This window comes from Burkholderia sp. Bp8992 (genome assembly GCF_003853705.1).
Classification (GTDB): Bacteria; Pseudomonadota; Gammaproteobacteria; order Burkholderiales; family Burkholderiaceae; genus Burkholderia.
Genome location: NZ_QTQI01000003.1, coordinates 202,124 through 214,325 on the forward strand (window position 1 = coordinate 202,124; position 12,202 = coordinate 214,325).

The 12,202-nt window shown below is 62.8% G+C and carries 15 protein-coding genes and 1 pseudogene; 8 read left to right on the forward strand and 8 right to left on the reverse strand.

Features of this window, described 5'->3' with window-relative positions; translation table 11 throughout:
* Positions 1–108: 108 nt before the first annotated feature.
* The 3 genes from DIE03_RS06015 to DIE03_RS06025 form a co-directional block, all read right to left on the reverse strand.
* Positions 109–558, reverse strand: a complete 450-nt coding sequence (locus DIE03_RS06015; protein ID WP_124448445.1) for a GNAT family N-acetyltransferase — start codon at positions 556–558, stop codon at positions 109–111.
* Between the two features lie 39 nt (positions 559–597).
* Positions 598–1,035 carry a tol-pal system YbgF family protein gene (locus DIE03_RS06020; RefSeq protein ID WP_124448447.1) on the reverse strand — a complete coding sequence of 146 codons (438 nt, stop codon included), beginning with the start codon at positions 1,033–1,035 and terminating at the stop codon, positions 598–600.
* A 202-nt stretch (positions 1,036–1,237) separates the two neighbouring features.
* Entirely contained in the window at positions 1,238–1,846 is a 609-nt protein-coding gene (locus tag DIE03_RS06025) for a short chain dehydrogenase (protein WP_124448449.1), read from the reverse strand.
* A gap of 107 nt (positions 1,847–1,953) precedes the next feature.
* Between DIE03_RS06025 and DIE03_RS06030 the strand changes: the two genes are divergently transcribed.
* Both DIE03_RS06030 and DIE03_RS06035 read left to right on the forward strand, forming a co-directional pair.
* Complete coding sequence (locus DIE03_RS06030) at positions 1,954–2,847, forward strand: LysR family transcriptional regulator (RefSeq protein ID WP_124448451.1); 894 nt, start codon at positions 1,954–1,956, stop codon at positions 2,845–2,847.
* 442 nt (positions 2,848–3,289) lie between these two features.
* Positions 3,290–3,598: a hypothetical protein gene (locus tag DIE03_RS06035; RefSeq protein ID WP_124448453.1), complete on the forward strand. Its 309-nt coding sequence runs from the start codon at positions 3,290–3,292 to the stop codon at positions 3,596–3,598.
* Positions 3,599–3,817: 219 nt separating this feature from the next.
* Here the strand turns inward: DIE03_RS06035 and DIE03_RS06040 are convergent, their stop codons facing one another.
* A complete protein-coding gene (locus DIE03_RS06040) occupies positions 3,818–4,144 on the reverse strand; it encodes an EthD family reductase (RefSeq protein WP_124448455.1) in 327 nt (108 codons plus the stop codon).
* Positions 4,145–4,298: 154 nt separating this feature from the next.
* The gene (locus DIE03_RS06045) at positions 4,299–5,222 is read right to left on the reverse strand and encodes a LysR family transcriptional regulator (RefSeq protein ID WP_124448457.1); all 924 of its coding nucleotides are present in this window, start codon (positions 5,220–5,222) and stop codon (positions 4,299–4,301) included.
* Between the two features lie 106 nt (positions 5,223–5,328).
* Here DIE03_RS06045 and DIE03_RS06050 point away from each other — a divergent pair, with 106 nt between their 5' ends.
* From DIE03_RS06050 to DIE03_RS06065, 4 genes are all read left to right on the forward strand, one after another.
* The gene (locus tag DIE03_RS06050; RefSeq protein ID WP_124448459.1) at positions 5,329–6,063 is read left to right on the forward strand and encodes an SDR family NAD(P)-dependent oxidoreductase; all 735 of its coding nucleotides are present in this window, start codon (positions 5,329–5,331) and stop codon (positions 6,061–6,063) included.
* A gap of 13 nt (positions 6,064–6,076) precedes the next feature.
* Positions 6,077–6,844 carry an SDR family NAD(P)-dependent oxidoreductase gene (locus DIE03_RS06055; RefSeq protein ID WP_124448461.1) on the forward strand — a complete coding sequence of 256 codons (768 nt, stop codon included), beginning with the start codon at positions 6,077–6,079 and terminating at the stop codon, positions 6,842–6,844.
* Positions 6,845–6,871: 27 nt separating this feature from the next.
* The gene (locus tag DIE03_RS06060) at positions 6,872–7,468 is read left to right on the forward strand and encodes an NADPH-dependent F420 reductase (protein ID WP_124448463.1); all 597 of its coding nucleotides are present in this window, start codon (positions 6,872–6,874) and stop codon (positions 7,466–7,468) included.
* 275 nt (positions 7,469–7,743) lie between these two features.
* Positions 7,744–8,313: a YdeI family protein gene (locus tag DIE03_RS06065; protein ID WP_124448465.1), complete on the forward strand. Its 570-nt coding sequence runs from the start codon at positions 7,744–7,746 to the stop codon at positions 8,311–8,313.
* Positions 8,314–8,394: 81 nt separating this feature from the next.
* Here the strand turns inward: DIE03_RS06065 and DIE03_RS06070 are convergent, their stop codons facing one another.
* The 3 genes from DIE03_RS06070 to DIE03_RS06080 all read right to left on the reverse strand — a co-directional run bounded on the left by DIE03_RS06070 (position 8,395) and on the right by DIE03_RS06080 (position 11,071).
* Positions 8,395–9,567 carry a chromate transporter gene (locus tag DIE03_RS06070; RefSeq protein ID WP_124448467.1) on the reverse strand — a complete coding sequence of 391 codons (1,173 nt, stop codon included), beginning with the start codon at positions 9,565–9,567 and terminating at the stop codon, positions 8,395–8,397.
* Positions 9,568–9,587: 20 nt separating this feature from the next.
* On the reverse strand, positions 9,588–10,550 hold the full coding sequence (locus DIE03_RS06075; protein WP_124448469.1) for a chromate resistance protein ChrB domain-containing protein: 963 nt from the start codon (positions 10,548–10,550) through the stop codon (positions 9,588–9,590).
* Between the two features lie 290 nt (positions 10,551–10,840).
* Positions 10,841–11,071 (reverse strand): hypothetical protein, encoded by a 231-nt coding sequence (locus tag DIE03_RS06080; protein WP_124448471.1) that lies wholly within the window; start codon positions 11,069–11,071, stop codon positions 10,841–10,843.
* A gap of 187 nt (positions 11,072–11,258) precedes the next feature.
* Here DIE03_RS06080 and DIE03_RS38965 point away from each other — a divergent pair.
* A pseudogene (locus tag DIE03_RS38965) lies at positions 11,259–11,345 on the forward strand (cupin); the annotation flags it as partial.
* Between the two features lie 105 nt (positions 11,346–11,450).
* Complete coding sequence (locus tag DIE03_RS06090; RefSeq protein WP_124448473.1) at positions 11,451–12,185, forward strand: ABC transporter substrate-binding protein; 735 nt, start codon at positions 11,451–11,453, stop codon at positions 12,183–12,185.
* The last annotated feature ends 17 nt before the right edge of the window (positions 12,186–12,202 follow it).

Here is a 12,202-nt window from a genome sequence, read left to right on the forward strand (position 1 = left end):
TGGCCTCGGTTCAATTATTCACATCCTCTCTGCAACATCGGCCGGCCTCGCGTTTTCCCATATTGGTGAAAACGCTAATACGTGCGCGCCGATTTCAATGAACGGGCGCTACGCCGTGGTCGAACCCGGTTCGCGCACGTAGTAGATGTCCCATTCCGCTTCGTCGGTCTGCACGAAGCCGTGCCGTTCGTAGAAGCGGTTCGACGCGCTGTCGCGCAACGCGCCGACGCGCACCGTGATGCGTTGCGCATCGGCCCGCGCGAAGATCTCGCGCAGCACGGCCGCGCCGATCCCCTTGCCCTGATGCGCGGGCACGATGTACAGGTGATCGAGCAGCCAGTGATCTGCGTTCGGCCGGACCATGTAAAAGCCCGCGCGTGCGCCATCGGCTTCGATGAAACGGCAGAGCGCCGGATCGAACGACGCAAGAAACCGGTCGCGTGCACGCTGCGGATCGAAACGGCCGATGCGCTCGAGGCTGTCGCGCATCGCGGCGATGCGGATCGCGACCAGGGTTTCCGCGTCGGATTGCGAAGTCGGGACGAAGGTCAGGTTCATTGATCGGGACTGGAGTGATACGGACGAAACGCGTGCCCGTCAGGGCGCCTGGATCCCGTCGGCCCGCGTGGCCAGGAATCGCAGGAACTTGCCGTCCTCGTCTTCGAATAGCTCCGGCCCGCCGCCCATGTAGGCGCGCATCAGTTCGTCCGCCGCGCGGTCGAGATTGCCGAGTTCGAACTGGCACTGGCCGAGCCTCAGATGCAGGAACGGGTTGCCGACTGCATTGGGGAAATGCATCGCGTGGCCGAGATTGTCGCGGCCGGCCGCGTAGTCTTCCTGAAAGAAATTCGCGTCGCCGATCGCGGCCATGAGCCAGGTGCCGGCCTCCCAGTTGGTCTTGGGCTCGGGAAGCAGGTCGAACGCTTCCCAGTATTTCGCGAGTGCGCCTTCGAAATCCTCGTCTTCCGCCAACGCGTCGCCCGCCTCGCTCAGCGCGCCGATCTGCTCGTAAAGTGCGTTGTCCAGTTCTGCCATGAGGGGTCCTTTTTTCTGGAAATGGAAGGGGCGTCGGGCGGCGAACGAGGCGTTGCAAATGCGGTATCGACCGCACCCTGCAGCGCCGTGCTTGATGGGTTCGCCACGCTAGCCAACAGTGACGCAGCATACCCGAGCGCCGTGACGCTTGCGCATCGCTTTCCGATGGACTGGCTCGACGCGTGCCGGCGGGCGTGTTACTTCAATGACCGACCCGATAGACGCGGCCGCTATGTACCCCCTCCACACTGCGTCGATAAGCCATTGCCACACGTGCCGCCGGCACGCCCTCGTAGCCGGGAAAGAACGGCCCGAACCGGTCCATGGACTCCGTCAGCACGGTCGGGCTCACGGCATTGATGCGCAGACCGCGCGGAAAATCGCAAGCCGCGGCACGCACGAACCCTTCGATCGCGGCATTCGACGCCGCGGCATGGGCACCCTGCGCAATCGGATCGTCGACCGCGATGCCGGACGTCAGCGTGATCGAGCCGCGGTCGCTCAGGTAATGCTGGCCAATCAGCGCGACGCGTACCTGCCCGAGCAGTTTGTCCTGCAGGCCTTGATGGAACTCGGCCGCCGTCATCCTTTCGATGGGCGCCAGAATGACGTTGCCTGCAGCGACGACGATGGCGTCGACGCGCCCGATCTGCTCGAACAGCGACCCCACGCTGTCGTCGCGGGTAATGTCGGCCAGACGGTCACCACGGGTGCGGCCGACACGAATGATTTCGTGCGTGCCGTCACGCGCCAACTCGTCTGCCGCGGCACGGCCGACGTCCCCGCCGGCACCGATTACGACGATCTTCATCGAACACTCCTTTTCGCGTTCAGGTTGAGACGCCGCCATTCTTCACCGAACCGACGAGCCCATAAATGTGCTCTAATTTCCGACACTACTAACCCCCAGTTCGCAATATGGACCGACTGCGTGCCATGGAAACCTTCGTTGCCGTCGTGGAAGGCGGCAACTTCACCGAGGCCGCGCAGCGGCTGGAAATCTCGGCGGTCATGGTCGGCAAATATGTGCGCGAACTGGAGGAGCGTCTCGGTGCGCGCCTGCTGGAGCGCACCACCCGGCGCCAGAGCCTGACCGATGCCGGCCGCGGGTTTTACGAAGACGCCAAGCGTGCGCTCGAACACATGCGTATCGCCGAAACGTCGGTCGAACGGCTGCGCGCGTCACCGTCCGGTACGTTGCGAATCAGCGCGCCGATCACCTTTGGCGCCTGCGTCGTCGCGCCGCTGGCCGCGACGTTCCGGCAGATGTTTCCGCACGTGCGTGTCGAGCTGGAACTGAGCAATCGCAACGTCGACCTGATCGACGAGGGCTTTGACCTGGCGATCCGTATTGGCGACCTGGGCGACGCCGATCTCGTTGCAAAACCGTTGACGCTGTATCGCATGGTGATCTGTGCGTCGCCGGGCTATCTCGCCCAGTACGGACGGCCGGAGACGCCGCAGGATCTGGGCGCGCATCATTGCCTGTCTCACACGGTGTGGAACCGCCGCAACGGCTGGAAGCTCGGGGACGATGACAGCCCGCACTTTTCGGCGGAATCGGTGTTCACATGCAATGACGGCAACGGCTTGCGGATGGCCGCGATCGCAGGGGCAGGATTGCTGCTGCAACCGGAAGTTCTCGTGAGCCACGATCTGGCAAGCGGCGCGTTGGTGCAGGTGCTGCACGACTATTCACCGAAGGCGCATCCCGTCCATGTCGTGTATCGGCACGACCGGCGCCCGCTACCGAAGCTCACCCGCTTTGTTGCGCATTTGCTCGAGCATGTGACGGCGCGTGAAGCGTCGTAGCGTGCGGTTTCCGCTTGAGGGTATGCGCGAGAACGGGGGTGTTCGCTTCGGTCTGCGGCAGGACGCGGGATACGCGGTCACGTGAAAGCCCGCCTACCGACACTTCTGCCAATATCACGCCGATGATGCGGCAGTACCTGCGCGTTATCTGACAAGGCTAGATACGCAAAGCTACGCCAAGACCTACGCCACCCCGTCAGTCAGGAGATGGAATGACGGCGGCATTCGGCCACTGCTACAGCAAAGTCGTTGCGCCCAGAAAAGCCCGCTCCCAGCGGGCTTTTCGTTGTCTATGCACTCGCCGTCCGCATCCAGTTGCAATACTGCATCCCATATCCGATGATGAATGGACGAGACACATGATAGGCGCATCCGCGACATTCTTCGCCCCGTCGTGCACACACCATCACCGCTTTCGAAGCCTTCCAACAGGAGGTGCAAGATGGAAAAAATTGCGGCAGATCAAACCAAGATCGTAATCAGCCTACTCGTTCTCCATGTTTTTCTTGCGCTCTGTCTGCTGGTATCGATTATTTTGTTTAGGTTTGCGCCGATTCTAATCGTTGGTCTCCTTACGGCCGGTTGCGGCATTTTACTTAGCCGGATCAGTCGCAATAGCAATGCCGCGCGCCACGTAATCAAGAGCCGCGGTGGTAAGGTGTATCTGTACTGCATGTGGGGCATTGCGGCATGTTCAGCGCTCGTTTTGGTTGTACCGAATTACCTAGGAATATTTACGCATCACCGTTAAACAGATGCCCCATGTGGGCTCACTGGTAATCTGGCTGCCAAAGCAACTTTTCACGGTTACATGAGCACGCAACCCACGGCGATACCTGCAGCAGTACCTGCGTCTTGTCTGACGAGGCTCAGCAGTCGAGCTGGTGCTCGTCGCCCTTGCACCTTGGCGCCACTGGCCGCTCAGATACGCCACACGCGGATGCGGCGCGTGGCGATGTGCAAACCTTGGTCAGTCTTCCGAACGCTCCACGACCACCTCACTGATTTGCAGCACGGGGCGTATATCCGTGTAATTGGCGATGTCGGCCATGATCTCCTGCGCGTGCGGGTCGCGGGCTGCCTCGAAAGCTTCGACGGAAGTGCAGACGAAGTCGCATTTGGCCACGTAAACAGGATCGGTGCCCGGCGCACCGCCTGCGATACCCTTGTCTATCGTGTAGTACAGACACGCAGCGCCGAGCCGCTGTTTCACCATCGGCATATGTCTCTCGCGATAGTAGACATGATCGAATCGCGCGCCTGCGGCGTAGGGATACATGACACTGACCTTGATCATCGGGTTCTCCTGTTGCTGCACGGTAATCGAGGCGCCACCGACATCGAGGCCGCCGACATGAGGCGTGGCGAAGCGCTTGCTGCGGAATCGGCATCGTCACTCTTCTGATTGTAAGCACTCTGGCGAACCTGCCGCCTTCGAAAGCGGCCGCACGTCATGTCGACTTCGCTCTGCGCACCCTTTGCGAAGGACAATTGCCGAGAAGCTCGACCAGCCGTGTCTCGCATCCGGAAAACGCGTACCCGCGCCGCTGCGAGATCATGAACGTAAGGGGCCGCATGTGCCATGCGCGCCGTTGTAGCTCGACGAGTGTTCCCTTCGCGAGGTCTTCCTCGACCATATGGCGCGGCATGTGCCCCCAGCACAGGCTCCCCCTGAGCAGGTCGTGCTTCGCGCCGAGATCATTCACCCACCACTGGCGTTCGCTGGCGACCCCTTGCTGCGTCTTTTCCGCATCGGGCTGATTGTCGGTGACGACGAGCTGGATGTGCCGTCCGAACTCCTCCCGCGGGATCGGCTTCGCCATTGCAGCCAGTGGATGCAATGGCCCACAAACGGTCACCATTTGTGCATCGAGTAAATGATGCCGTTCCACGGTGCCGGGGCTCAGCTCGGGCACGTCCGTGATCGTCACCGCCAATGCGCACGTGCCTTGGAGAACCAGACGCTCGCCGCCCTGCATGGTTGTCATGCGCAGATTGATCGCGACCGTCGGAAAGTCCGCCTGCAGCGTGCGAAGGCATGCAATCAGGTGCGCACGCGGAAAATAGGTGTCCACGGCGATCGACACCTGCGGGACGCCGGTTTCCGCAATCGCAACCGCGCGCATCTTCATTTCCTCGGTGCGCGAGATCACGCCGCGCGCATCGGGCAGGAGGCTGCGGCCCGCGGCCGTGAGCGTCGCCTTGCGCGTGTTGCGCTCGAACAGCACCACGTCGAAGGCACTCTCGAGCGCGCTGATCGCGTGACTGATCGCCGACTGTGCACGCCTCAACTCGCGTGCAGCCCCCGAAAAGCTCCCCTGGTCACACACGGCGACGAACGCCCGAAGCTGATTGATGGTGACGTTGTCCAGCATATGTATCTAAAAAATAGATGGAATCTATAGATATTCAGTCAATTGTCTTCATGAATCAAGCGTCCCAGAATCGGGTTTTCCGCTCTTGTTTCGAAGGATGCACGACATGAACAGACTGAATGGAAAGACCGCCGTGATCACGGGCGGCGCAACCGGCATCGGTCGCGCCGCCGCAAAACGCTTCATCGAGGAAGGCGCTTTCGTCTTCCTCTTCGGCCGCCGCCAGGCGCCACTCGACGCCGCGGTGGCCGACCTTGGGCCCCATGCCCGCGCGGTGAAAGGCTCGGTCTCCGAACCGGCCGATCTCGACCGGCTCTACGCGGCGGTGAAGGCGGAGCGCGGAACCCTCGACATCGTCTTCGCCAACGCCGGCACGGGAAGCCCGCTTCCGCTCGGCCAGATCACCGTCGAGCACATCGACGACACCTTCGACACCAATGTGAAGGGGACGATCTTGACGGTCCAGAAGGCGCTGCCGCTGATGGGCCCGGGCGGTTCGATCATCCTGACCGGATCGAGCGCCGGTACCACCGGCGCCCCCGGATTCACGGCCTACAGCGCGAGCAAGGCCGCCGTGCGCAACCTCGCCCGGACTTGGGCCGAGGACCTCAAGGGCACCGGCATCCGCGTGAACGTGCTGTCGCCCGGGGCGACGGCGACCGAACTGGCCAAGGAAGCGCAGGGCGAAGAGGGCCAGAAGGCCTACGGTGCGATGACGCCGCTCCAGCGAATGGCCGATCCGGCAGAGATCGGGGCCGTGGCCGCCTTTCTTGCGTCGCCGGACAGCAGCTTCATGACCGCCAGCGAGGTCGCCGTCGACGGCGGCCTGGCGCAACTCTGAGGAGAAGTACCCCATGACCCAATCGCTAAAGGGCAAGACCGCACTCGTGACCGGCGCGTCAAGAGGCATTGGCCGCGCCATCGCCGAACGTCTCGCCAACGACGGGGCGACAGTCGCACTGACCTACAACGCCAGCAAAGCCGGCGCGGACGAGGCCATCGCGGCCATCGAGAAAGCGGGAGGCGCCGCGTTTGCCGTCCATGCCGATCTCGTCGATCCGGCGAGCGTCCCGGCCTTGTTCGAACGACTCGACGACGAGTTCACCAGGCGGAACGGCAGCAAGGCCCTCGACATCCTGGTCAACAACGCCGGCAATTCCGGCTGGGTCGGCTTCAAGGACGCGACACCGGAGAGTTGGGACACGCTGATGGCGGTCTACGCCCGCGCGCCCTTCTTCATCATCCAGGCCGCGCTGGATTGCCTCGCCGATGGCGGGCGCATCGTCAACATTACTTCCGCTGCCGCGACGAAGCCCGTCACGGCGGCGCCCGTCTACTCGATGGCGAAAGCGGCCATCAACACGCTGACCCATACGCTCGCCATCGAGCTGGGGCCGCGCGGCATCACCGCGAACGCGGTAGCGCCGGGCTTCACGCGAACGGATGCGAACGCCGCCCTTCGCGAGAATCCCGAACTCGTCAAGGCGGCCGAGGCCCAGATCGCGCTGGGGCGCTTCGGCGAGCCTGCGGAAATCGCCGCCGTGGTGGCGTTTCTGGCTTCCGATGACGGTCATTGGGTGACCGGCCAGACGATCGAGGCGAGCGGCGGCTACAAGCTCTGAGCGCACCGGGAAACGAAGGAGGAACACATGAGTTACGCAATCATCGGCTTCGGCAAGATCGGTCAAGCGCTTGCCAAGGCGTTCGCCCGCAACGGCATCGATGTGGCCGTTGCAACCACGCGCGCCCCGGCAAGTTTTGCGCCGGATGCAGCAGCGATCGGACCGACTGTCATTCCCACGACCCTGGCGGAAGCAGTCAAGGCGGACGTCATCTTTCTGGCGGTTCGTTTCGAGTCACACCCGGCTGTCGCGAAGGCGCTGGCCGACTGGACGGGGAAGACCGTCATCGACGCGATGAACACGCAGGCCCCGCTTGACGAACTGGGCGGCCTCCCGTCCTCGGCCGTCGTCGCGAAGGCGTTCAACGGAGCCAGGCTGGTGAAAGGCTTCAACCATCTGGCCGCTGCCGTCCTTGACCAGGACCCGGCCGTCCACGGCGGCAGGAGAGTCGTGTTTCTGGCGAGCGACGATGACGATGCCGCCGCGGACGTGGGTGCGCTTGCGGAAAAACTCGGTTTCGCGCCGATCCGGCTTGGCAGCCTTTCGGAAGGCGGATGGCTCGTGCACGCGCGCGGAAAAAGCTGGGGACACCTGATCTTCAAGGACTTGATCAGGTTTGACTGACGAACTTCGGTGTTCGGAAATCCGGCCGGCTCGAGTGGACAGTCGCCGGGCACGGCCGACGTCCCGACGGCAACAAGCGGGAATGAGTGCTCGTGGCTGGCAACCGCCGCTATGGATGGGTCAACCGATCGTGACGAGGCAACACACTCAACGCGCATCGACGACCCACCTTCGATTTCACCACGAGTCGAACCACGGACCTTGATATCCGCATAAACACTGTTAGACTGCGGACGCCTTCCCCGTACCTGTGCTCAACCATTCAGGACAGCGACATGACCGAATGCGCGCTAACGTTTACCAGTCAGGCCGAATGGGAAAGCTGGTTGACGCAGAACGGCAGCACTTCGGCCGGAGCATGGCTGCGTCTGGCGAAAAAAGGCGCCGGGCAACCAACCATCACCTACGAACAGGCGCTGGAAAGCGCGCTCTGCCATGGCTGGATCGATGGTCAAAAGCGGGCCGAGAGCGAGACATTCTGGTTACAACGCTTCACCCCGCGCTCCGCAAAAAGCATCTGGTCCAAGCTCAACACGGACAGGGCTGAAGCGCTGATCGCCGCAGGCAGAATGCGGCCGCCCGGCATGGCTGAAATCGAGAAGGCCAGGAAAGACGGCCGCTGGAAGGCTGCGTATACGTCGCCCGCCAACTCGGTCGTGCCGGACGATCTGCAGGCGGCCTTGGACGCGCATCCGAAGGCCAAGCGGTTTTTTGCAACGCTGAACAGCCGTAACCGCTATGCCATTCTGTTTCGGATACAGAATGCCAAAAGGCCGGAAACGCGGGCGCGCAAGATCGGCGAATTCATCGACATGCTGAACCGCGGCGAAACCTTCCATCCATAGAGCTTGCGCGTCCGGCAGACTCGAACCCCCTGTCGATCCCGGCAGCTCGTCGCATCATCCACTGCATGACAGCCGCCACGGTCAGTGATGCAACAGCGGATACACGATCAAGCCAATCACGGCGGCGCCTGCCACGACCACCGGTTCCGACAGCTTCCTGAACCTGACCAGCAGCACGATCGTCGCAAGTGCCATCAATGCGGTGGGCACATCGACGATCGAACGTCTGGCCAGAACGATCACCGAACCCGTGATGGCCCCCACGGCTGCGGCCGTTACGCCGTCGACGAACGCCAGAATGGCCGGCAGCTTGCCGTACTTCTTGAAGTACGGAGCCGGCAATACCGTGAACAGGTAGCACGGCAGGAACGTGCCGGCTGCCGCCACGCATGCGCCTGGCAGGCCCGCCACCAGGTAGCCGATGAAACCCACCGTGATGACGACCGGCCCCGGCGTGATCATCGCGACCGCAACGGCGTCGACGAACTGTTTCTCGTTGAGCCACTGGTGCTCCGTGACCACCCCCCCATAGAGGAACGGTACGATCGCCAGTCCCGAGCCGAACACGAAGGCGCCGGCCTTGGCAAAGAAGGCGGCAAGTTGCGCAAGCTGCGGCCAGTCGACGCCCCCCAGCCATGCGCCGGTAGCCGATACCGGCAATGCGACGATCGCATCGACGCGCCGCTGGCGAAGCCACCTGGGCGGCGAGCGCGTGAACCAGACGAGCAGGCCGGCTGCGAGAAACAGCCACGCCACTTCCGATTCGGTGATCACCGTCACGGCAACCAGCCCCAGATAGATCGCCCAAAGCAGCTTGTCCCGACCGATGCTCTTGGCGGTCAGCTTGCGTGCGCTGATCGCGATGATGCCGATCACCGCCGCGCCGACACCGTAGAACACCGACTGCATCCACGTCAGGCCGCCGAATCGGGTGTACGCGTAGCCAAGCAGCACAACCATCAGAAACGACGGCAGCACGAACGCGATCCCGACCATCGTCGCGCCGAGAATGCGATAGTGCACATAGCCGAGATATATCGCCAATTGCGCTGCCAGCGGGCCGGGAGCGAGCTGCGCGAGCGCGAGGCCTTCCTTGTAGTCCGCATCGGCGATCCATTTGCGTGTGTCGACGAGGTCTCGATGCATGTAGCCGGCGAGCGCAACCGGGCCGCCGAAGCCCGTCGTGCCAAGCCACGCGAAGTACATGATCAGTTGCCACAGCGTATAGGCAGGGCGATCGCGATGTGGGTTCATAGGATGGCCGAGCAGCGGGGTTACGATTTCCGGTTGCCGCGAAAATGGGCGTACAGCGAATCGAGTACGGTCCCGATCTCCGCCAGCAAGGCGTCGTCGCCGACAAGGCGCTTGCGGGCACCGGCCAGAATGGCTTCGAATCCACCGGCTTCCGGCACGGTCGACCCGCCCACGTCCAGCGCATGCACCATCGCACCCAACCGGACGAGTCCCTCGTTGTCGTCCAGCCCGAAGCTGGCGATCAGGACTTCGAATGAAACGCGATCGCCCACATGCGTGAACGAGGCGCCGTCGAAATCGAAGCCGACAGCATCAACGGGACATTCCGCGATGTTGTCCAGCCAGACAAAGCGTGCATGCGGATCGATGAAGCGCTGGATCAGCCATGCGCTGGCGACGCGATCGACCCACAGGTGCCGCCGCGTCGCCCACAACCTGCCTTGATATCGAGCCGTGTCGCGGCGTGGAATGCCGCCCCGGGCAGCACGCGGCTCGCCGGGAGATCGAAGCGCTTCGATGGCGGCGGTGAAATCCCGCCATTGCGCACTTGCGCGCAGCGAGGTTTCGCCGGGAAAGAAATCGATGCTGCGAATGGCCTCATACGTGCGAGCGTGGCGACGTTGCAGGCGATTGAGATCGGCAGCGGCGAGCTCGGGCAGTGTCTTGCGGTCCTCCGAAAGCTCGGCGAGCCAGTCGACGTATTCCTCGGCGCGATCGAACAGCGCCCGGTACGCGTCCTCGTCGGACGAATTTTCCGAACGGACTTGCAACAACCACGCTTGCCCGTCGCCGTTACGCGCATCGTCGGCCAGATCGCGCAACTGCGCCGCCTGATCGGCATGCGCCGGCAACAGATATGCGCCGTCGCGCAATGCCCCACAGCCGAGTGCCTTGACGGCACGCCAGATGCGCATCCGTGCCGTCGCGCCGGAGGTCGGCAGACTGACGATCAGCAGGAGCCAGGTAGTGAAGGCGGCGTTCATGACGGCAGCATAGCCATCCGTCACAAGCGCTGCAAGTGTGTAGAGATCGCTACACACTTGCGATCGACTTCGGAACGAAGGAACCAGGGAGCAATGCCGGCCGGTGAGTTCGACGAACCTCACGTCGGAACGCTACGTCGTCAGGACGCACAAATTCAAAAGCGGCGCTGCGAGTCACGCCGACTTGTTCGACACATATCCGTCAGCCAATCGAACCAGGATATGCGCTGCAATCACCAAAGAAACGAAATACGACCATTCGTCGGCTGGCTACTCGACTGAGCAAAGCCCTATTTTCCGTGCAGCGATGAAAGGACAAACGTGCCCAGTTCAACAACCATACTGAACGCAACGAAAAACAACACGACCTGCCCGACGGCTTTGGCCATATCCATCATGCGCTGTTCGAACGCGCTGACTGCGATAGGCTCCCGTTCCCGGCGGGCGTTACGTGTCAGCGCCGCATACCCGACAACGACAAAGATTACCCGTGCAATCCACCCCGCCGTGTGGAGATTCATATTTTTGGCCCCTCTGGAAGAGTATTTGTCTTTTAGCTCCATAAGCATATACAAGTCCCGGAGCCGAATCCAAATTTTCCCCGCTTTGATTGCCCGGGAAAAAAAAGTCACAACTCGTTCGATCGATGACGATTTTACGTTTCCGTAGGCGACATCGATTTCCTTGATGCCATCCCCGCCCGTTCACGACGAAGCGTATGAACTAACCCGCGCGAACCGCTGGGTCGACTGGCCCGACAGGCCGCTCGGCGATCATGACGGGATGCCGGGCTGATGCATGCAGCGCCTCGTCCGCGGCACGCCGGCCCGAACCCGGTGATAAGCTGCGGGGCGTTACGCAGTCGCATCCGCCCGCCCACGTCCCCAACGAGAGCCCGTCATGCCCGTCGCCCCGTCCGTCGTCTCCGCCTTCACGCCCACCGGCAAGCTCCGCGCGTCGATCAACCTCGGCAACCCGATCCTCGCGAACCGCGATCCGGCGACCGGCGAACCGTTCGGCGTATCGATCGACCTCGCGCGCGCATTCGCCGAGCGCCTGTCGGCCGAACTGGAACTCGTCGTATTCGACGCCGCCGGCAAATCGGTGCAGGCGCTGACCGAGGAGCGCGCCGATTTCGGCTTCTTCGCAATCGATCCGCTGCGCGGCGAAACAGTCGCGTTCACCGCCCCGTATGTGCTGATCGAAGGCTTCTATCTCGTGCCCGACGCTTCGCCGATCCGCACCAACGACGACGTCGACCAGCCGCACAACCGCGTGGCCGTCGGCAAGGGCAGCGCGTACGACCTGTTCCTCACGCGCGAATTGAAATCAGCCGAGATCGTGCGCGCGCCGACGTCGCCGGCCGTCGTGCCGACGTTTCTCGAACAGTCGCTGGAAGTCGCCGCCGGCGTGAGGCAGCAGCTCGAAGCCGACGCCGCGAAAACGACCGGCCTGCGCCTGCTCGACGAGCGCTTCATGGTGATCCGGCAGGCGATGGGCGTGCCGAAGAGCCGCGGCGAAGCTGCCGCAGCGGAGCTGAACGCATTCGTCGAGGAAATGAAGGTGTCGGGCTTCGTCGCCGATTCGCTGCGTCGGCACGGCATCACGGGCGCGTCCGTCGCACCGGCCGCCTGACCGAACACTGCTAGACG